At 39.1% G+C, this 20,235-nt stretch carries 25 protein-coding genes and 1 riboswitch; of the genes, 9 read left to right on the plus strand and 16 right to left on the minus strand.

Annotation, left to right across the window (positions count from 1 at the left end; genetic code table 11):
* Window positions 1-119: 119 nt before the first annotated feature.
* Window positions 120-494, plus strand: a complete 375-nt coding sequence (locus FNK51_RS13625) for a helix-turn-helix domain-containing protein (RefSeq protein ID WP_098369443.1) — start codon at window positions 120-122, stop codon at window positions 492-494.
* A gap of 645 nt (window positions 495-1,139) precedes the next feature.
* Here FNK51_RS13625 and FNK51_RS26580 read toward each other — a convergent pair.
* The 7 genes from FNK51_RS26580 to FNK51_RS13655 all read right to left on the minus strand — a co-directional run bounded on the left by FNK51_RS26580 (window position 1,140) and on the right by FNK51_RS13655 (window position 7,558).
* A complete protein-coding gene (locus tag FNK51_RS26580; RefSeq protein WP_181762258.1) occupies window positions 1,140-1,307 on the minus strand; it encodes a hypothetical protein in 168 nt (55 codons plus the stop codon).
* A 292-nt stretch (window positions 1,308-1,599) separates the two neighbouring features.
* Window positions 1,600-2,565: a homocysteine S-methyltransferase gene (gene mmuM / locus FNK51_RS13630; RefSeq protein WP_141993700.1), complete on the minus strand. Its 966-nt coding sequence runs from the start codon at window positions 2,563-2,565 to the stop codon at window positions 1,600-1,602.
* Window positions 2,562-3,950: an S-methylmethionine permease gene (gene mmuP / locus FNK51_RS13635; RefSeq protein WP_141993701.1), complete on the minus strand. Its 1,389-nt coding sequence runs from the start codon at window positions 3,948-3,950 to the stop codon at window positions 2,562-2,564. The genes mmuM and mmuP overlap by 4 nt, the downstream gene beginning before the upstream one ends.
* An 81-nt stretch (window positions 3,951-4,031) precedes the next feature.
* Window positions 4,032-4,134: riboswitch (SAM riboswitch) on the minus strand.
* 239 nt (window positions 4,135-4,373) lie between these two features.
* Window positions 4,374-4,982 (minus strand): flavin reductase family protein, encoded by a 609-nt coding sequence (locus tag FNK51_RS13640; protein ID WP_141993702.1) that lies wholly within the window; start codon window positions 4,980-4,982, stop codon window positions 4,374-4,376.
* A gap of 18 nt (window positions 4,983-5,000) precedes the next feature.
* Window positions 5,001-5,609: an alpha/beta hydrolase gene (locus FNK51_RS13645; RefSeq protein WP_141993703.1), complete on the minus strand. Its 609-nt coding sequence runs from the start codon at window positions 5,607-5,609 to the stop codon at window positions 5,001-5,003.
* Window positions 5,609-6,556, minus strand: coding sequence for a ring-cleaving dioxygenase (locus tag FNK51_RS13650; RefSeq protein ID WP_141993704.1), 948 nt, complete (start codon window positions 6,554-6,556; stop codon window positions 5,609-5,611). Before FNK51_RS13650 ends, FNK51_RS13645 begins: the two co-directional genes overlap by 1 nt.
* A 24-nt stretch (window positions 6,557-6,580) precedes the next feature.
* Window positions 6,581-7,558, minus strand: coding sequence for a ring-cleaving dioxygenase (locus FNK51_RS13655; RefSeq protein WP_141993705.1), 978 nt, complete (start codon window positions 7,556-7,558; stop codon window positions 6,581-6,583).
* A gap of 242 nt (window positions 7,559-7,800) precedes the next feature.
* Here FNK51_RS13655 and FNK51_RS13660 point away from each other — a divergent pair, with 242 nt between their 5' ends.
* Window positions 7,801-8,400 carry a nitroreductase family protein gene (locus FNK51_RS13660; protein WP_063234495.1) on the plus strand — a complete coding sequence of 200 codons (600 nt, stop codon included), beginning with the start codon at window positions 7,801-7,803 and terminating at the stop codon, window positions 8,398-8,400.
* 183 nt (window positions 8,401-8,583) lie between these two features.
* Here FNK51_RS13660 and FNK51_RS13665 read toward each other — a convergent pair whose 3' ends face one another.
* Genes FNK51_RS13665 through FNK51_RS13675 form a run of 3 tightly spaced genes read right to left on the minus strand, consistent with a single transcriptional unit; the run spans window position 8,584 to window position 10,921 of the window.
* The gene (locus tag FNK51_RS13665; protein WP_260399695.1) at window positions 8,584-9,639 is read right to left on the minus strand and encodes an alpha/beta fold hydrolase; all 1,056 of its coding nucleotides are present in this window, start codon (window positions 9,637-9,639) and stop codon (window positions 8,584-8,586) included.
* The gene (locus FNK51_RS13670) at window positions 9,632-10,117 is read right to left on the minus strand and encodes a hypothetical protein (RefSeq protein ID WP_141993706.1); all 486 of its coding nucleotides are present in this window, start codon (window positions 10,115-10,117) and stop codon (window positions 9,632-9,634) included. Before FNK51_RS13670 ends, FNK51_RS13665 begins: the two co-directional genes overlap by 8 nt.
* A gap of 24 nt (window positions 10,118-10,141) precedes the next feature.
* Window positions 10,142-10,921: an SDR family oxidoreductase gene (locus FNK51_RS13675; RefSeq protein WP_053346465.1), complete on the minus strand. Its 780-nt coding sequence runs from the start codon at window positions 10,919-10,921 to the stop codon at window positions 10,142-10,144.
* 248 nt (window positions 10,922-11,169) lie between these two features.
* Here FNK51_RS13675 and FNK51_RS13680 point away from each other — a divergent pair, with 248 nt between their 5' ends.
* A complete protein-coding gene (locus tag FNK51_RS13680) occupies window positions 11,170-11,625 on the plus strand; it encodes an OsmC family protein (protein WP_141993707.1) in 456 nt (151 codons plus the stop codon).
* 45 nt (window positions 11,626-11,670) lie between these two features.
* Here the strand turns inward: FNK51_RS13680 and FNK51_RS13685 are convergent, their stop codons facing one another.
* A complete protein-coding gene (locus FNK51_RS13685; RefSeq protein ID WP_098369433.1) occupies window positions 11,671-11,922 on the minus strand; it encodes a YkuS family protein in 252 nt (83 codons plus the stop codon).
* A gap of 100 nt (window positions 11,923-12,022) precedes the next feature.
* Here FNK51_RS13685 and FNK51_RS13690 point away from each other — a divergent pair, with 100 nt between their 5' ends.
* Window positions 12,023-12,157: a YuzL family protein gene (locus FNK51_RS13690; protein WP_098369432.1), complete on the plus strand. Its 135-nt coding sequence runs from the start codon at window positions 12,023-12,025 to the stop codon at window positions 12,155-12,157.
* A 121-nt stretch (window positions 12,158-12,278) separates the two neighbouring features.
* Here FNK51_RS13690 and FNK51_RS26585 read toward each other — a convergent pair whose 3' ends face one another.
* Complete coding sequence (locus FNK51_RS26585) at window positions 12,279-12,440, minus strand: hypothetical protein (RefSeq protein ID WP_181762259.1); 162 nt, start codon at window positions 12,438-12,440, stop codon at window positions 12,279-12,281.
* Window positions 12,441-12,538: 98 nt separating this feature from the next.
* On the opposite strand from FNK51_RS26585, the gene FNK51_RS13695 reads away from it, so the two are divergent.
* The gene (locus tag FNK51_RS13695) at window positions 12,539-12,730 is read left to right on the plus strand and encodes a hypothetical protein (RefSeq protein WP_260286457.1); all 192 of its coding nucleotides are present in this window, start codon (window positions 12,539-12,541) and stop codon (window positions 12,728-12,730) included.
* A 224-nt stretch (window positions 12,731-12,954) separates the two neighbouring features.
* On the opposite strand, the gene FNK51_RS13700 is transcribed toward FNK51_RS13695, so the two are convergent.
* The 3 genes from FNK51_RS13700 to FNK51_RS13710 all read right to left on the minus strand — a co-directional run bounded on the left by FNK51_RS13700 (window position 12,955) and on the right by FNK51_RS13710 (window position 15,619).
* Window positions 12,955-13,893, minus strand: a complete 939-nt coding sequence (locus tag FNK51_RS13700) for a magnesium transporter CorA family protein (RefSeq protein WP_098369430.1) — start codon at window positions 13,891-13,893, stop codon at window positions 12,955-12,957.
* Window positions 13,894-14,205: 312 nt separating this feature from the next.
* Window positions 14,206-14,478 carry a hypothetical protein gene (locus tag FNK51_RS13705; RefSeq protein ID WP_141993708.1) on the minus strand — a complete coding sequence of 91 codons (273 nt, stop codon included), beginning with the start codon at window positions 14,476-14,478 and terminating at the stop codon, window positions 14,206-14,208.
* A 61-nt stretch (window positions 14,479-14,539) separates the two neighbouring features.
* On the minus strand, window positions 14,540-15,619 hold the full coding sequence (locus FNK51_RS13710; RefSeq protein ID WP_141993709.1) for a nitric oxide synthase oxygenase: 1,080 nt from the start codon (window positions 15,617-15,619) through the stop codon (window positions 14,540-14,542).
* A gap of 263 nt (window positions 15,620-15,882) precedes the next feature.
* Here FNK51_RS13710 and FNK51_RS13715 point away from each other — a divergent pair, with 263 nt between their 5' ends.
* Window positions 15,883-16,206, plus strand: coding sequence for a winged helix-turn-helix transcriptional regulator (locus FNK51_RS13715; protein ID WP_098369429.1), 324 nt, complete (start codon window positions 15,883-15,885; stop codon window positions 16,204-16,206).
* A 137-nt stretch (window positions 16,207-16,343) separates the two neighbouring features.
* Window positions 16,344-17,261: an NAD(P)/FAD-dependent oxidoreductase gene (locus tag FNK51_RS13720; RefSeq protein ID WP_141993710.1), complete on the plus strand. Its 918-nt coding sequence runs from the start codon at window positions 16,344-16,346 to the stop codon at window positions 17,259-17,261.
* A gap of 92 nt (window positions 17,262-17,353) precedes the next feature.
* Here FNK51_RS13720 and FNK51_RS13725 read toward each other — a convergent pair whose 3' ends face one another.
* Window positions 17,354-17,500: a lmo0937 family membrane protein gene (locus FNK51_RS13725; RefSeq protein ID WP_141993711.1), complete on the minus strand. Its 147-nt coding sequence runs from the start codon at window positions 17,498-17,500 to the stop codon at window positions 17,354-17,356.
* A gap of 251 nt (window positions 17,501-17,751) precedes the next feature.
* Between FNK51_RS13725 and FNK51_RS13730 the strand changes: the two genes are divergently transcribed.
* Both FNK51_RS13730 and FNK51_RS13735 read left to right on the plus strand, forming a co-directional pair.
* Window positions 17,752-18,072, plus strand: a complete 321-nt coding sequence (locus FNK51_RS13730) for a YckD family protein (RefSeq protein ID WP_141993712.1) — start codon at window positions 17,752-17,754, stop codon at window positions 18,070-18,072.
* 170 nt (window positions 18,073-18,242) lie between these two features.
* The gene (locus FNK51_RS13735) at window positions 18,243-20,216 is read left to right on the plus strand and encodes a S9 family peptidase (RefSeq protein ID WP_286178700.1); all 1,974 of its coding nucleotides are present in this window, start codon (window positions 18,243-18,245) and stop codon (window positions 20,214-20,216) included.
* Window positions 20,217-20,235 lie beyond the last annotated feature (19 nt).

The following is a 20,235-nucleotide window of genomic DNA, read 5'->3' on the forward strand; positions in this document are numbered from 1 at the left end:
TACACCACATGTTATTATAGTCATGTTCCAGAGTGAAATCAAGCTAAAATCATTCATTACGCGTACGCTTTTTCCAATATGATGTTATAATGGATTTATATAAAAGGAGAGTAATAAGAATGATTGTAAATAGATTAACTACATTAAGGAAGGCCAAAAGGTGGTCTTTGCAATATACCGCTGACAGACTCGGAATCGCCAAGAGTACCTATGCAGGTTACGAATCGGGCCATCGCCGCCCTTCATTAGAAACGATTAATTTATTAGCAGGCTTATATGATACATCCACTGATTACATTCTAGGTCGAGTGGATTATCCATCTAAAGATATTACCACAGAATCACCTCGAGTCATGGAATTAACGGATTCACCAAATATGGAGCTGGCTGTAGATGGAATCTCTCTTTCTGAAGAGGAAACGATTCAATTCATCGCTTTTATTAGAGCTAAACGAGAAGTGGAAATAAATCGCGATAAACAAAATGAAACATAGCAGACATAGGGCTTAAGACTTGGTATATGGGGTATGAACCGCACTTCATCACCAGGTTCTTATAATATTCACGATGTAACTGGCATGATTTAATTAAAACTGTAAAATTCCATGGCTTTATCCAGTTAGGATAAGTGGGTTATGATTAATCGTTGAGTTCGCCCTTTTGACGCTACATGTAATTAAACTTACTAACTGGGCTTAGTAGTTTTTGGAATTCTAATGGTGCACCGAGTTTAGAAAATTAAGTTTTATTATTTATAATAGAAGAAAGTCGGCTAATTAAATGCATCTTATTCTGTTATCTTCTTTAACTTACTTCCTTTTCCATCAAGGGAAGATGAGTAAATTCCGCTGTTTTTTCTATCCGCCATATATGCTTATTTAAGTTTAATCTCCGACTTTCCCTCTTGATTTATATGCAATGAAAGAAAAACCATAGCAAAGCTCATGGTTTTTCCAAAGTATATAAATGGAAATTGCTGTCTCATCTTTTAAGCTAAAAACGAAGCTGAATTTTGGAAGCCTCATGATGTGCTTCTATTTTCGGAAAGCAAAATTATAAAACCCTTAAAGGTATGGAAAATTGCTCCATATCTTGATATGTTTAAAAGTGTCTCATTCAATATACTGTTTCCCAATAAATCAAGGCATCTCGTCATCTTTTTCCCGATTTTTGAAAGCTTCATGTGTGACAATATCCTCGATTTGTTCATATTGCCGGGTGTGTTCCTTCTCTTCGCTAATTCTATTATTGGGTAGATTTCCTGGATGTCCTTTATCTTTGTGATTAAAACTTTTACCACGACTCATACTCAATCTCTCCTTTCTAATCATTGTTTGTTTAGTTTCCCCAAGCACACAAAAAATATGATTAATTTCTCTTTTTCCTGTTTTTGCGACAGGTTTGGATTCACCTGTAATTTTCAGCCGAAATTCATTGTAAAAACACTGAAAAAATAAGAGCTATGAGTCAATCCGGGATGTTCCTTCACACCGATCTAGTGCAAAAAAAGAACAGGAACCGTCAAATTATGACGCTTCCTGTTCTTTTTATTTATCCACTACTTACATACCTTATAACAGTTTGATAACAGTAAAAGGGCTAGGAGGATACCACCACGGAAGGTCGCCACTTTCTTGAAATGTCCGCAATATGATTCGGTGCCGTTCTGCAACATCCTCCAATTAAACGTGCCCCTGCATGGTGCCATTCTTCAGATTTCAGGTCGAGCCTGTTACATGATTCTTCACCATGCCAGGTTTTAGTTTCCGGATTATATGTTTCACCAGAATTCGGATAAACTATAATTGGTTTATTCGTGTTTGAACGCAACACCTGTATGGCTTCCGTGATACCTGATACAGGCGCACAGTTGATGCCGATTGCTGCAATTTGCTCACTTTCCCCAAACAATCTGGTACACTCCTCAAGCAATGTACCGTCACTAATCGCTTTTTCATTTTTCAATGAAAAGGATAGCCAAGCATAGACTTCTGGATAATCTTTCAATAATGAATGCAATACTTTCGCTTCTTGCAGGGAAGGAATCGTTTCAAATGCTAAAATGTCAGCACCCGCTTCAATCAAAGCTGATATTCGCGAGCGATGAAATGCAGTTAAAGTTTCATCTGAAACACCATAGTTTCCTACATACTCTGAACCATCTGCAAGGAAAGCCCCATAAGGTCCAACTGATGCAGCAACTAATGGCTTAGGTCTAGTCGTTTGATATTCTTCTTCCTTCCAAAATTCATCTCTTGCTTTCCTTGCAAGTAAAACCGTTTTCCGGATTAGTTCCAAAGCCTCTTTCTCTTGTATTCCGCGGAGTGCGAAACCTTCAACTGTTGCTTGGTAACTTGCCGTTATCGCACAGTCAGCACCAGCCCGAAAGTAGTCAGAGTGAACTTGATAAATCACTTCTGGATTTTCAAGTAATACACGTGCGGACCACAGGGGATCGTCCAAATCGCACCCATGCCTTTCAAGCTCTGTAGCTAGAGCCCCGTCCAAAATCATGACTGAATGATCTCGTAATATTGCGTCAATTGGGCTAATTTTATTCTTCATGTTCTACTCCTCTTTTTCTTTATAGTTTGTGTCAGATAATAACTTCCATAGCAAAACAAAATAAAAGGAATGCCACAATATAGTGCAATTCGTTGTGTAGGATCAAATGCAATTCCTATGCAAGAAGCAAGACATAGCAAAAAAGAAACGATTGGTATGAGTGGATATAATGGTGTATGATAAGCCAAATCATTTACTGAATTTCCTTCGTTTATAAATCGTCTGCGAAATAGAAACTGTGACGCGCTAATACTCATCCAAACTACTACCACGGCTAGTCCAGAAATGGATACAAGCACTATATATACAGTATCCGGTGCAATAATACTCGAGAAAAGGGCTAAACCACCTCCCAACATACTGAAAAAAACTGCATTTATCGGAACACCCCGTTTTGTCAATTTTGCAAATATGGGTGATATTGTTTTCTTATCTGCAAGCGACCAAAGCATTCTGGATGATGCATATAATCCTGAATTTGCAGCAGACAAAATGGCAGTTAATATAATAAAGTTCATAATATCCGCTGCATACGGCACTCCAATTCGTTCGAGAACTGCAACAAAGGGGCTCTCTAGTACGCTTGCATCCGAAATAGGCAATAATGCGGATAATACAACAATGGTTCCTACAAAAAAGATAATCAATCTCCATAATGTCATACGGATTGCCTTTGGTATCGTTTTTTCTGGGTTCACTGTTTCTCCAGCTGCAATTCCGATTAATTCAGTTCCAGAAAATGCGAAATTCACCGCGAGCATCGTCATTAGAATGGCAAAAGCACCATTCGGAAATAAACCTGCACTTGTAAAATTGGATAATAACGGAGCTGATTGTGAATTAATTATTGGAATAAAACCTACCATTGCTGCAGCTCCCAGAATAATAAATATCACAATAGCAAATACCTTTATAGACGCAAACCAGAATTCGGATTCAGCGAAAAACTTAACGGTCCACGCATTTAAAGCCAAGACCAATATGGCAAATAGAGCACTCCATATCCAGACATTGATTGATGGAAACCATCGCTGCATCAACAATCCTGCAGCCGTAAATTCCGAACCTAGTGCAACAGTCCAGGTTAGCCAATACAACCAGGCTACTGTATACCCTGTCCCTGGTCCGATGTATTTGGCTGCGTAGCTATGAAACGCGCCTGTCTCGGGCATATGTACTGCCAGTTCACCAAGACATAGCATGACTAGATAAACCACTAAAGCTCCAATCAGATACGAAAGGATGGTGCCGAATGGGCCAGCCTGTTGAATCGTATAACCCGAACTTAAGAATAAACCAGTTCCAATCACCCCGCCAAGCGATAGCATTATTATATGCCGTGCTTTCATTTTCCTTTGAAAATCATGTTTTCTTTTGTTCTCCATTCTTACTCTCCTTAATCTTGGATCCAGAAAAAACGAAAACGCACTCTAAAAGAGTGCGTTACTGACAAATAAACACGTACGGTCTTATCTATCAAGGTTTCACCCCCTGGAATTAGCACAGTGTCTTTGTAGACCTGCTGCTGAGGTTTCATAGGGCCAGTCCCTCCACCTCTCTGGATAAGAAATTATTTTTTTATAACTTTATCAATCTATGAAAAAATTGTCAAGTTTTGTTTCGGATTGTAAAGACTTCCTTTAAAATTCTAACGATCATGGCACCGGCGGCATAAATATGAAATGGTTGCTCGTTTTTGGAACAGTCGCTTACCACATTAAAATTGCAGATAAAGCTAACCGGGTAATTTTGATTTTAAAAAATGACGCCATCTTAAAAAGATGACGCCATTTTTTCTTTCTTTTCACTTAAGGACGTTCTATTTCAAATAATTCCCCTAGTTTTGTATAAGTATGACCCGCTAATCTTGCTACAGGTTTTAACCCATTCTGGTCAATTCGGCCATTATGGTAAATATCTTGCTCTATATGATAGCAGACTATTTTCCCTATCAATAAATCACAACCAGGTTTATTCTGGGAACCTGCCAATGGTATCGCATGCTCTAATGTACATTCAAAGCGTACCTTCGCTTCTTTCAATCCTGGTACGGATACCTTATCACTAACAGCCGGCGTGAAATTGGTAAGACCCAATTCACTTTCGTCGGATGGGAGTTCCTTCGCCGTTCGATTTGCATCAGCGACATTATTCTCATCAGTGATATGAACAACGAATTCACCTGTTTGAATTGCATTTCGGGCCGTGTCTTTTGAAACCCCTTCTTTCCGTTGGACAGAAATGGAAATCATCGGAGGATTTGAACTGACTATGTTAAAAAAGCTGAACGGCGCTATATTGATTGTACCGGTTTCGGATTTTGTCGTAACCAAGGCTATAGGTCTCGGTATAATGCTTCCAGTCAAAAACTTATAATTATCCCGTTCAGTCAGACTTTCAGGATTAACAGAAATCATCTTCATTCCCTCTCATTCTTATAAAAAGTGCTTTTGAAACCATGAACCCGCTGCCTCAACCTCTGAACGTGTTAACTGATGACCGTAATTTTCCCACTGAACATCCACTGTAGCACCAGCTTGCAGTAAAAGTTGATTAAGTTCATCAGTTTCTGCTGCCGGGCAAATCGGATCGTTTTTACCTGCAGCAATAAATACAGGTATATCCGAAAGGGACGGCAATGCAATACCTCGTCTAGGCACCATTGGATGATGAAGAATCGCTCCTTGTAATGCCCCTTCGAAATGGAACAGCAAACTTGCCGCTATATTTGCACCATTGGAATAACCTAATGCTACCACTCTTTCACGGTCGAAGTCATATTTTTTGGACGCTGATTCCAAGAAGTCATAAAGCTCCTTCGTACGAAAGATCAAATCTTCTTCATCAAAAACCCCTTCGGATAACCGGCGGAAAAAACGTGGCATTCCGTTTTCAAGTACATTTCCCCGTACGCTTAATACGGATGATCCCGGTGAAACCATTTCCGCTAATGGCAAGAGATCTGTTTCCGTTCCTCCAGTGCCATGTAAAAGCAAAAGCAATGGCTCTTCTGGATTACTTCCTTTTTGAAAAATATGCTTCATCATTTATCCTCCTCCAGTACTCTCGGCACTGCCGGCAGTAACGTTTTCTCCATGATTCCCCTTTTCTCTTCCAGCCATGGCGGCAGCATTAATTTACTACCCATCGTTTCCTTCGTTTCATCATGAGCGAAGCCAGGTGGATCTGTGGCAACTTCAAAAAGTATGCCTCCATCTTCCCTGAAATAAATGGCATCGAAGTATTGACGGTCTGTAAAGGGTGTCACACCATAGCCATGGTTGGCGATATGCTCCCTCCACCCTTTATGATCTTCATTATCGATTGCACGCCATGCAAGATGATGGACAGTTCCCACTCCGATTTTCCCATTGGGCAAAACCGTTTTTTTAACATCTATCAAATTACCGATGTCGGATGTGGATTTGAAGCGGATGTAATCGCCCTCTTCTCCAATTTTTTGCAGGCCCATCACTTTCTCTAATAGTTCCATCGTTTTGATCGGTTTTGACGTCAATAATACGGCACCGCCGAATCCCTTGACCGCCTTGGCAGCTGGTACACCGCCGAATGACCACTCGCTATTTTTCCCTTCTTTACGCTCAACCAGTTCAAGTTGCAAACCGTGTGGGTCATGAAATTCCAGATATGCCTCGCCGAAACGTGAAACCTTTTTAAAGTCAATGTTAAATTTACCTAAACGCATTTCCCAGAAACCCATTGATCCTTCCGGAACTGCATAGGTTGTAACCCCCACTTGTCCTGAGCCAATTCTCCCTTTGTATGCCCCAGGCCAAGGAAAGAAAGTGATGATAGTTCCCGGAGAACCTGATTCATCTCCGAAATACAAATGATAGGTGCCTGGATCATCAAAATTAACGGTTTTCTTCACCATACGCAGTCCCAATACTCCAGCATAAAAATCCACGTTCTCTTGAGGATTGCCTACAATTGCGGTTATATGATGTATTCCTGCATTTTGCTTTTGCATGCCGATTACTTCCTTTCCCGTTGATTAATTTGTTGGTTTTGTATTCAGTGGTTTTAAATTCGCTTCAATATCTTTTCTTTTCGATTCTAAAAATGGTGGCAGGGCAAGGTTCTCACCTAAGTGCTGCTCTGCTTCATCCACTGCAAAACCTGGTCCATCAGTAGCTAATTCAAATAAGATGCCATTCGGCTCCCTAAAATAGAGTGAATGAAAATAAAAGCGGTCCACATAACCCGAGTTCACGAATTTCGATTCGCTAATTTTCTCTATCCATTTTCTCAGTTCCCCTTCATTATCCACCCGGAAGGCAATATGGTGTACTCCACCCCTCCCCAACCTTTCCCGAGGTATGTCATTCCTTTCTTCAATATGGAGTTCCCCTCCTGTTCCTCCCTCACCTGTCTCGTAAACGACTATCGGATTTTGCCCCCTTATTGAGGATGGGTATGTGCCGGATTTCCTGAACCCCAATACCTCGGTAAGAACGCGTTCTGTTTGTACAATATTAGGTACAGTAAGTTTTACTGGTCCTAATCCAAGAATGGAAAACTCTTGCGGCACCGGGCTTCCATCCCACGGTAATCCTCCTTGAACGCCGTTATTATCCTGATCGGAAACCAAAAGAAGCCTCTGCCCTTCAGGATCTTTAAATGTAAGCACTTTCCTATCAAAACGGCTCGATAATTCATCATGCTCAACATTGAATTCAACAAACCGTTTTTTCCAATATCCTAATGCTTCATCATCTCTCACCCTTAAGGAAATTTCTGAAATACTATTGTTCCCCTCATGAGTGCGGGCAGCATTGGGAATCTCAAAAAACGTCAATTCCGTACCCGGTGAACCAATTTGATCTCCATAAAATAAGTGATACACACGTACATCATCTTGATTCACCGTTTTTTTAATTAATCGCATCCCTAAGACTTTTGTGTAAAATTCAAAGTTATTTCCCGCTTTAGCTGTAATCGCCGAAACATGATGCAATCCTTTTAATTCCATCCGTACCACTCCTATCTTTATAAATCTCCCCTTACGGAGATGAATTAATCCATATATAATATCTCGAATTCAAAGTATTTAACCTGTACAATGCTTTTAATACAAATATCTTGATTTAAAGATAAACGACAGTGATAAATTTGTCAACCATTTTTATTCAAATTATTTCACCCGTATTCACTTATCATAAAATATTAAAATCAGGTCAAAATAAATCGGTATATAGAATGGAGGTGTGATATATGGTTAAAGATTTTTTTAGCGCAATCGAAGATAGACGCTCTTATTATTCCCTTAGCAAGGAACGTGTTGTTCCTAATAAAAGGATTAAAGAAGTTATCGATCATGCCGTTCAATATTCCCCTTCCGCTTTCAACTCCCAAAGTGCAAGAGTGATTGTTTTAACTGGTCAAAGCCACGACCAATTATGGGATATCACGAAAAAAACATTAAGAAAAGCAGTCGGTGACAAAGATTTTGAAAAAACTGAAGAAAAAATGAAGTCATTTATAAATGGTTATGGTACGGTTTTATTCTTTGAAGATCAGGCCATTATAGATAGGCTTCAAGAACAATTCAAAACGTATGCCGAAAACTTTCCGATTTGGTCGAACCAATCGTCTGCAATTTTACAATTTGTCGTATGGACTTCCTTGGAAATTGAAGGGTTTGGGGCAAGTCTTCAGCATTATAATCCTTTAATCGATGACGAAGTGAGAAAGACATGGGATATATCACGGGATTGGAAACTCATCGCACAAATGCCCTTTGGAAAACCCACTGCAGAGCCTGGCGATAAAGACTTCTCACCACTTGAAGAACGTGTGAAATATTATCAATGATACAATAGGGCTGGCTCTAAATAACGAGCCAGCCCTACTATTTTCAACCGATATAATCTGGAATAGTTCCAAAAAATCTTGTGAATACTACGGGCGCAAACCCTAAATAACCTATAATTGGCATAATTTTTAAATTTTCATATTCATTTACCACTTATATCATACATCTCCCTTCAAAAACTGTTAATTATTTATTGGAGAAGATCGCTTCGGAAGCCATTCCTTAAGGTAAAGTGGGAGTCCACTCACATACTCCTTGGAAGCATGTCCACTTGGTAGAAGAATGTATGTCTTATCCTTACAGGTCAAATGCTTCATAACCGGATTAATCATTTCCTGCGGTACCAGACGGTCATTTTCATTTGCTGATACTAATACACTAGCGTCAATATTGGATAGCATAGCTTTTTTTCCTCTGATTCTTAAACTCCCCTTAACCAAACGATTGTTTATCACAAGATCTTCACCTATCTGTTTTGCAGTCGCTCCAGCTAAAGGCACGTGTCCATTTGTCCACGCATTGAATCGACGCCAATGTTGAACATATTCTTCATCATCAGCTTGATTTAATAATGACAGATAGGGTGATATATAGATAGGTGATGTGATCAAGCGGATTCCATATTTAACCTCACTAGCTGGGATCGTTTTAAAAATGTCAATCGTCTCGTCAAAATCTGCGGTACCATCTTTTATTGCAGCTTGCCATTGATCAAAAGATTGGGAGGCACTAAAATCTATAGGTGTAACGGAGAGAATTAAATTCTTAACAGGCTCGTCTGCAATAGCCGCATACATAGCAGCTATTGTACCGCCAAGACAAAAACCCATTACAGTTATCTCTGACGCTCCGGAGTGTCGTAATGCGCGCTGGACTCCTTTTTGAATGTAATCGACGATATAATCATCAATCGAGATGTCACCATCTTCATAGCCTGGACTTCCAAAATCAAGCAAATACACTTCAAACCCTTCATTTACAAAAGCTTCTATTAAACTATTTCCTGGAGCTAAATCGAGAATTAACGGGGTATTGATGAGTGAATAAATTAGAAAAACCGGCACGTTATATCTTTTTTTTACCGCCGGATAATACCAAAGTGTAGATTTATTTTTTTTCCACACCGAAATTTTTGGTGTTAATCCCATTTCCGGCATAGGCTGATTGGGAATATCCGAAAAATGTTTCCATTTAGATATCGATTTAGGTTGATTTTTTGGCACCTTCCGTTTAGACATTTCTATTCCTCTGTCCAACGAACTTTAAATCTTGTAATTGGTTTATTAAATCTAAAACCCTTTTTTTATTCTCTTCCTTTTTGTTAGATTCCTCTCTTGATTTCATTTTTTTACTACCTAATGAATAAACGACCCCTAAATCACTCATAGAAGGTTGACTTCTAAGATACCCATTTCTTTCTGGAATTACAGTGGAAAGTAGCTCTTCTAATTTGTCAATTTTTTCTTCGAGCTGGAGGACTAATTTCGCAATATTGGCTACATCTTTTTTTGTGGGATAATTCATGATAATGGACCTTCTTTCTGAGGCCTCCTGCATCTTTATTATCTCTGGAACCTGCATTTGTGAACTTCTACTAACTGATTCTATTAACTCCCTATTATTTATTAACTCCTGAATTTTACTATTCAACTGTTGCTCTTTTTGTTTGCCGAACACTTTTAGCTCTTTATATAAATCTGATTTTTTTTCTGTCATATATATCGTTCCTCTCTTCTCCGATTATGCTAATGCTGCTATACCTCCGTCAACGATTAAAACATGTCCAACCAAATAATCGGACGCTTTCGAGGCTAAAAAAACGGCGGCTCCTTTTAAATCCTCTTCATTACCATACCGGCCAGCCGGAGTTTGACCTACGATGTCAAAGTTGGATTCTTCAAGGATTTTTTTTGTGATTTTAGTCGGGAAAAAGCCTGGTGCTATCGCATTGACTTGAATCCCGTGTCTAGCAAGCTTAACCCCTAGATCCTTAGTCATTGTTATCACAGCGCCCTTACTTGTGTTATAAGCAATGGTATCCAATACTTCAGGTATCGAACCGCCAAGACCCGACACAGATGCAATATTAATGATTTTGCCGGACTTTTGCTGTAACATGACCTTTGCTACAGCCTGTGAAAACAAGAACGTACCCGTAACATTTACCTTCAACACTTTCTCCCATTTATCCTCAGGAACATCCAATAGCGGGCCTGACCAAGATGTACCGCTATTATTGACAAGAATATCAATGGCACCGAATTGAGAAACAGTTTCTTTTACAACATGTTCGATGTCACTCTTATTGGTAATATCACATTCAAAGGCGATCGCTTTAATTCCTAATGATTGTAGGTGATCACAAACCTCTTTACATACAGAAAGATTGCGTGAGGCAATAACAATATTAGCTCCTGCCTCTGCCAGCGCCAAAGCTATCTGTTTGCCTAGCCCTCTGCCGCCTCCGGTAATAATAGCCGTTTTATTCGTTAAATCGAACAGATTACTTAATGTTGTCAACTTTTCAGCCCTTCCGTTATGAAATATCTATCTTTTTATAAAGCGATTTATATTATTATAGAAAAGCCTATCCATTATGGTGCTTAAAATAGCCTAATGCCTCTGCCTTTTTGTTTCACTAGCTTTATTAATTTTTGCTTTCCATATGAATTCAATATGTATGAGATTACTTCCTGATTTACGAGCAAAATCGAATACATAGCCTGTTTATTCGTTTACACTAAAAGAATATTAAGGAGGTTATAGATATGACGATACATCACTTTCATTTAACCGCAGAATGGCCCGGCGGCAGAAATGATATCGGCACGATTCATTCAGGGAATCTTCAAACACAAATAAGTATTCCTACTGGAATGGAAGGACCAGGGGTCGGGACTAATCCCGATGAAATGCTTCTTGGGGCGGCCTCGACCTGCTATATCATTACCTTTGCTGCCATGTTAGAGCGAGCCCATATAGAAAAGGCGAGCTTGTCCATGCAATCGGAAGCGTTAGTGGATGTTACGAATGGTGTATTCACCTATAAGAAAATCATTCATTGCCCTGCACTTGTATTAGTACCGGGCACTTCTGAAAAAGTGATTGAAAAAGCGAGGAAGCTTGCTGAAAAAGCTGAAACTTCATGTATGATTTCTAGAGCGATAAAAGGTAATGTAGCGGTGGAATTGAATGCGACAATTTCCATAGCACAGCAATCTTGAACAGAAAAAGTGCCTAACCCTATGTCGGTTTAGGCACTTTTTGAACTATTGAATCAAGTTCACTTTATTTTCAACCTCGCGGCACACTTCATCAGCCGTTAAACCATTTGCCTCAATGATGGACGCTTTCAATGAAGTATCGCTTATACCCATCATATTACTTTCCAAACCTGTTACCACACAACAATCCACGTTTTTTGCGTCAGCTTCTTGTTTAATCTCCACAACATCAAAACCTTTTTCGCGAAGTGCTTCCTGAATATTCGTTAATGATTCTTCAACACCGATTTTTGACATCAACACACACCTCCTCTACCCTCTAACCTGTCCTTTTCACCTTCAATATATGTATAGGATGTAAAGGAAATAGGGAAAGTAATATCGAGGTGATAAACATATGAATGGGAAAAACAAGAAGGATGCTTCACAAACTCGTTTAGGTTCTTCTCAGATAGAGGGGCAAGGTACCACTACGAAAGAAACAGGGGCCTTCACTCAACCTTCTTCACTTAAAAAGCAAAAACGTTCCTGATAACAGAGAATCTTAAATCAATCATGGAACTCCGCCTTCATGAACAAAAAAAACGCTTGGTTTAACCGCCAAGCGTTTTCCTCTGCATGATCCTGTCTTTGCCGTACATTCAATAAGGGTCTTATATATTTTGTTTTCTGATTTCCCTTTGAATTTTTAGATCATTCAATTGATCTCCATCAATTGTTTTTGAATCCATTTTTGCTTTATCGGCTTCACCTGGGTTTAAATCACTTGCCCTTAAATTATTATTGGGCGCTGCTTGCTCGTTCCATTTGGCCATTATGATCTCCTCCTCAGTCCTTTATCCTTCCCAAACCTAAGAATATTCATGAATACACCCCATCATTTATTGCAAAGATAGGAATGGAGGTGGTTTTATTGGAACCAAACAAACCCGGCAATAAGAATGTACCGGATTTTAAAGAGTTGAACGACCGTATCATCAGAGAAGCATCACAGAGTCCCCGTTTAGTGATTCAAACAAATTTGGATGCAAAGAATGTAAAGGATGAGAACCCTTATGCGGATCGGATTAACAGTGAAGGATTTTCTGATTTTTTTGAGGAATAAAACAAACCACTTTGTACAATTAGGACGTTGATTTCCACTCCAGGCACTCGCTTTCCGCGGGCGGTCCGGGAGCCTCCTCGGCGCCTTTGCGCCTGCGGGGTCTCCCTTGGACGCGCTTTTCCCGCAGGAGTCTCGCACCTTCCGTTCCAATCAACTTTGTTTTAAATTTAGATAAAATCCCTTTTGTCTACAAACTGAAACCGGCTTTATAAGCCGGTTTAATTTTAAAAATATTTTTTCTTCCAAAAAATGAATGCCGTCGTTCCAGCCAATGTGATGGCAATTAATAATGTAAAAATGAAAGCAAACCGATTATGTTCAAATGGCAGTTCGACATTCATTCCGTAAAAACTTGCCACCATCGTCGGAAGTGTTAAAATAATGGTCACTGAGGTTAGAAACTTCATGGCATTATTGACATTATTGGAAATGATCGAAGCGAATGCATCCATCATACCGCTAAGAATGGATAGATACACTTCTGCCATTTCGATTGCCTGAGCATTTTCGATGATTACATCCTCAAGCAATTCTTTATCTTCTTCATACATTTTCAAATAATTAAAACGGAGGATCTTATCAAGTACTACGCGATTGGATTTCAATGATGTCGTAAAATAAACCAGGCTTTTTTCCAAAGCAAGGAAAGTGTATAATTCTTTATTTTTCATGGACTGATGCAATTCACGTTCCGCTTCATTAGTCATCTTGTTAATCTGTTTCAGGTATCGTAAATAATAGGATGAAATCTCAAATAATATTTGTAAAGCAAACCTTGTTTTCTTATTAGTGAAAAATCCTTTGATTTTATTGTTTTTGAAATTCGCCAATATCGGTGTTTCTTTCAAAGACACTGTAATGAAACAGTCTTTGGTGAAGATCATACCGATAGGGATCGTTTCAAAGATAGGTAAGTCTGCTTCGTCCCTGGTCAAATATGGGAAGTCGACAATAATTAAAACATTATCATCCTCTTTTTCGATTCGTGGCCTTTCTTCATCATCAAGTGGATCTTTCATGAAATTGATCGGTAATTGCAAAGTCGTGCATATATAATCTATTTCAGCTTCTGTGGGCGCAACAATGTTCACCCAGGAACCTTTTGTCATGTCCTCGATATTGTTTAGGTGACGATTTTCATCCGTCTTGTATATTTCAATCATTTTCTTGACCTCCTCTTCTATAGAGAAAGCCTTATTTACCTTCTTCGAGCAGATACTCAAGGAGAATAACAGTCTCGACTTCTAGCATCATATTGGCTTCCTCTTTCTTTCTGGGTTCAGGATCATAAGAACTGCTGCTCACTCGTATCCACTTCCTTTCGATTCTTTAATCTTAATCCTTATTCATTTAAAGCACAATAAAGAATTTAATACCATGAATCCCTATTTCGAATTCGCAATTATCTGATTTTTTTCATTTGAAAAATATAATAAAAAAAAACGCTTGGGTATCCCCAAGCGAGTCTGATTGCATTATCCATGCTTCGCATTATTATAATAGTGAACACCATACATGGCGCCTTCATCTACCATTTTATTATCGTCATGATCATATGGATCAGGGTGACCTGCCTTTTCAATTACGGGATCCAGCTCGGAAGCCTTCCTATTCCAAAAGTCTACTGTTTTTGCTTTTGCATTGGACCATATGTCCTTCACTTTTCCTCTGTTCGTTTTATTCGATAAAAATGAGACTCCGGCAATTCCGACTCCTATTAATACTACGTTTTTTCCTAATGCCATCATTACCTTCCCCCTTATTTATTGACTTGCTATAACTATACCCCGCGCCAGTTAATTTAAACCTTTATTTATATGGAGGAATTTGATAAAAGAAATTAGGTTTCATTATTTCATTGTTATATGGCTGATGAAAAACGTGTGTCGTCGCTGGAGACACCGGTGGAATTAACCAGGTCCAGTCCCCCGTTACTTTCCGATTACAAGAGGTTTCTTTTTCTTCGAATTTCTTGAATTGTTTAGCTGCTGTATGATGATCTACAATGCTGACTCCGTGTTTTTTATACGAATGAAGGACTGCTTCATTCAGTTCGATCAGGGCTCTATCTTTCCATAAATTCGAATCACGCTTAATATCCAAGCCCATCCTCTCCCCGATTTCCGGCAGCATATTGTAGCGTTCTTCATCCGCAAGGTTCCTCGCACCGACTTCCGTTCCCATGTACCACCCATTAAATGGTGCAGCTGAATAAGTAATACCGCCAATTTCCAACCTCATACCGGAAATGATGGGAACCGCATACCATTTGATTTGAAGATCTTTGAACCATTTTAGCTTAGGGTGGGTGATTTGAACTTCTTTAACGAGTCTTTCAGGTATATCATGAAAACTAGGGGTTTTTCCGTCCAATTGGACTACAAGGGGTAAAATATCGAAAGGTCCGATTTTCCCTTCCCATCCTAATGCAATACATTGCTTGGTGAATTCGATTGAACTTGAATCGCCGATTACGCCATGTTCCGTCTCATATCCTGCATATCGAATAAGCTGATGATTCCAAATATCCACTTTTCGATCATGATCTTTCTGTTTGAAAATTGTAATCACAGGTCTGATGCTCCCATTATTCGTAGCATATTCGATATGCTTAAAGAGAGCCGATACTATTCCCTCTTCGCTTTGAATCATCCTTTTATCAATTACCCTCAGCGATTCCCAAAAAAAGCGCCCAATGCAACGATTGCTATTACGCCAAGCTAATTTAGCACCATATACCAATTCTTCATATGTATGTTCATATTTGCCTGTTTCATTTATTTCCTTGTTAATTTGTTCGATCCTGCCATTTATGTCCTCTTCCGTTTTCAATAATTCCGGATAACTTGTCCTGATAAAGGATACGGCCTCTTGCAGTAAATCATTCATCTTTCCCACGGATCCTTCCATTTGCAAAACTTTGACTTCAATATTAAAATAACATATTTTTTATGGTATCTCTAAAGAACACAATTTTTAAAAAGCACATTTTTTTAAAGTGTGGCAATTCTGAGGCGGAAAACTTTTCATGATACTTAAAGTAAGCTCATAAATTTCTTATACTATAACATCTCTAGTAACTAAATAATTATCGGTAAAGTTGTTACATTTGAGGTAAATGGATTATAATATATTAATAATGAGGTGATATGATGAATAATACGACACTTTGTCCACGATTTGAAAAAGGAATGCAAATCTTGAGTAAACGCTGGACTGGATTGATTGTCAATCAATTACTTAAAGGCCCTCAACGGTTTTGTAATATTGAATCTGCATTCCCGATAAGCGGCAGGATTCTTTCTGAACGTTTAAAGGACTTGGAAATTGAAGGTATTGTTAAAAGGGACGTATATCCAGAGACACCGGTCAGGATTGAATATTCCTTAACTGAAAAAGGCAAGGCCCTTGCACCGGTAATGAACGAAATTCAAAATTGGGCACAAGAATGGCTTGAACCAATACAGAATCAATGATATAGGAATTAAAGAAAGGAGGAAGGTCTGCCAGCTGCGGACTTCCTCCTTTTTTGTTTAAGCGCCAGCGACTAGTGGTATATTTTTTACAGATAGAATAACACTAGGTTTATTCCAAATTTATGGGCGGTGAATTCATGAAACAAGCAGATTGCATTATTATTGGTGGAGGTATAGCCGGTATTCAGGCAGCCATCCAACTCGGAAGATATAAACATGATATTATCGTCATTGATTCTGCTCAAGGCCGATCTTCGATTGCCAAGGCTTACCATAACATTCTTGGATGGCCTGATGGGGTAAGCGGCAAACAATTAAGGACGCTTGGCAGACAGCACGCTGAAAAATTCGGTGTCGAATTCTTGGATGATACAGTGAAATCTCTTGAAAAAAAGCAGGACATGTTTTTTATCCAAACAAAGAATGACAGGGAATATCAAGCCAAAATGATTTTTCTTGGTACTGGCATTACCGATAACATTCCTCCAATCAAAAACATCTATCCAACTCTTGGGACATCCACATATATATGCCCTGATTGTGATGGGTATGAGATCATGGATAAGCAAACCGTTGTCATGGGAGGCGGAAATGCGGGCGCGGGCATGGCGCTTACTCTATTATATTGGTCAAAAGATATCATTTACGTAAATCATTTGAAAACAAAAATTGATGATGAGTATAGGGAAAAGTTAAAGGAAAATCAGATTCCCGTAATTGAAGAGGAAGTTTGTGAGGTTCATGTTGATGCCAAACAGCAGTTGACAGCCATACAATTACTATCAGGTAAAATAATCGAAGCTGAAAAGGCATTCACGGCATTTAAAGGTAACAAACTTAATAATGAGCTAGCCTTACAATTAGGTGTGCAAGTAAATGAAAACAATCATGTGGTGATTCATCCACGGACTAAAGAAACGAATATTAAAGGAGTCTGGGCAGGCGGCGACCTCGTTGCCCATTCCGAACAAGTCACCATATCGATGGGGGATGGTACCCAAGCAGCGATATGGATTCATAAGAGGCTGTTAGGCCAGCCACTTCCTTATGATTGACAACCTGATGGAAAATTAAAAGGCGACCTGTCCACCAGGCCGCCTTTACATGGGTATTTATAAAGCTTTCCACGTTAGCTTTCTATACACATCTATGTTCGATTCCTTCCCTTAAAAACTTTAACCAAAATGAGAATGACCGCGATGATAAGCAAGATATGTATAAATCCTGCAGCCACTTTAAAGACTAAACCAAGAACCCATAATAATATTATTAAACCAATAATTGTCCAAATCATGATAATCCCCCTTCTTCCCTTCTTTAAATGGTTTTTATTTAGAAGCTAAAATGAAATTTTCTGCTTACATTTAAATTACCCATCTCTTTCTGTAACAAACCTTCACCCTATTTTTTTACATAAAACTGTAAATTCTGTAAATGATAATAAAGAAATAAGGAATCTTCCATATTGAAAAACATCCACCATTAGGAAGAGACTTACAAGCTTTATAGGTTCCACAAAAATCAATTAGAAGGAGTCGTTCATTCATGAAAAAGTTTTTAATCATCTGTCTAACAGCATGTTCCCTGTTCTTGGTTAACCTGAATCATCCGGCTGCACAGGAAAATAAAGCAAAACCGGAAAGTGTCCAATTCACTGAAGCTCAAAAATCGGAAATCGCTAAGATCCAAAAGCAGATACTCGCTGACAAAAAGATATTGATCGAAAAATATGTCGAGTATGGCGCTCTCTCGAAAGAAGAAGCCGATAAAATGGTTTCACATTTTGAAGAACATTATAAAATGATGGAAGAACATAATTTCCAAATTCCACCGCACCGCCCACATACTCGACACATGCATAAGTAATTGAATGTTTTTTTGCCTATATAGCCTGATAATCCGACCTGATGAATAGGCCGGATTATTTTCATTCTCTTGTCCTTGATAAATAAACATTACGCGTTTACCATTTACTAAAGGATTTATATTTCTCTTTAGCGAAATACATAACTATGAGAAATGAAAGGGTGAAAAGGATGAACAAAATAGGTATAACAGCAAGAGACTTATTTCACTTGAAATCAGTAACCGATCCAAGGCTATCCCCGGATGGCAGCATGGCGATTTATGTCCAAACCAGAATAGATGAAAAAACGGAAAAATACATTTCCAATCTGTATATGTTCAGCCTGATCACGAATGAAACAAAGCAATGGACGTTTGGGGATAATCGTGATACATCACCAGCCTGGTCCCCCGACGGCAAGCATATCGCCTTTATATCGGACAGATCTGGTAAAAAACAAGTCCACATTATCGGGAGCATTGGTGGGGAAGCTCGACAGCTGACACATTTCGTTAACGGCGTAACAAAGCCTATTTGGTCTCCTTGTTCCACCAAGTTGCTGCTTTCAACCGGATTAAAGGTGGGCGAAAACCTTAATACGGTTAAGGAAAATGATTTGTCCAAAGAAGTTCATAGGTATGACCGGATTAAGTATAAATGGGATGGGAGAGGCTATTTTGATCAGTTATATCAGCAGCTGGTTATAGTGGAAATTTTTAAGGGAGATTCCACATTGCTAACGGAAAACAATATTGATCATCATCCGAATGCATGGTCCCCAGACGGACAGCATATTGCATTCATAAGCGGGGATGCAGAAAGAAGTGATGATGAACTTTTTTCCGATCTTTTCATCATGGAACTAGAAACGAAAGCTTTAGAGAGGATAACGGATGGCAAAGGGTTCTTTAGAGATCCGAAATGGTCACCAAATGGCGAATATATATCTTTCATTGGCCATAATAAAGAATTTGCCGGTGCCACCTTTTCAAATATCTGGTTATATTCCATTTTCGATCAAACGACACAGTGTTTGACCGATGGATGGGACGTCCAAATTGGAGATTCCGCAATTGGGGATTTCCAAATCGGAGCCGTCGACCCAGGTATCTTATGGACAAACGATAGCCAAGGCTTTTACTTTTTAATAAGCGATTACGGAAATACCGGAGTTTATTATGGTTCCATTGAAGGAGCCATGTATCCATCGATCCTTGACCCGCAGCATATTTACGGCTTTACTATAGATCCCGAAAGCCATCGTGCTGTCGTAGCCATCAGTACACCTGTTCATCCCGGCGATCTCTTTACTTATAACCTTACCAATGGCGATAAACAACAAATCAGTTTTGTTAATGAGGATTTTTTGAAGGATAAACATTTGTCCATGGCTGAACCCATTACATTTCCATCTGTTGATGGACTTACCATCCACGGCTGGATCATGAGACCGACCGATTTTAATGGTAATCAAAAATATCCGCTCATTTTAGAAATCCATGGCGGTCCGCATATGATGTATGCCAATACCTATGTTCATGAATTCCAGACCTTGGCTAATGAAGGGTATACTGTATTGTTCACTAACCCGCGCGGGAGTGTAGGATATGGCCAAGACTTCGTAAATGCCTGCCGGGGCGATTATGGAGGCATGGATTATAAGGACTTAATGGCTGGAGTTGATCACGTTTTAGCTTCGTATGATTTTATCGAGCATGAAGATTTAGGGGTATCCGGAGGAAGTTATGGAGGGTTCATGACAAATTGGATCATTGGACATACCAACCGCTTCAAGGCCGCTGTGACTCAGCGTTGCATAAGTAACTGGCTAAGTTTTTATGGGGTCAGCGACATTGGCTATTATTTTACAGAGTGGGAAGTAGGCGGCGATATCGTTAACTCTTCTGAAAAATTATGGAAGCACTCTCCTTTAAAATATGTTTCCAATGTGAATACCCCTTTACTTTTACTTCACGGGGAAAAGGATTTCCGCTGTCCCATTGAACAGAGCGAGCAATTTTTTGTCGCTTTAAAACGGCAAAAAAAAGAAGCAGTGCTTGTTTCATTCCCAGATGAAACTCATGAAGTATCCCGAAGCGGATCTCCAAAAATGCGCCTGCAACATGTTGAGGAAATCAAAGGATGGTTCAATAAGTATCTTTAATAACAAAAACTCTGTTAGC

It is taken from the genome of Bacillus sp. B4EP4a, from assembly GCF_006680105.1.
GTDB classification, from domain to species: Bacteria; Bacillota; Bacilli; order Bacillales; family DSM-1321; genus Peribacillus; species Peribacillus simplex_E.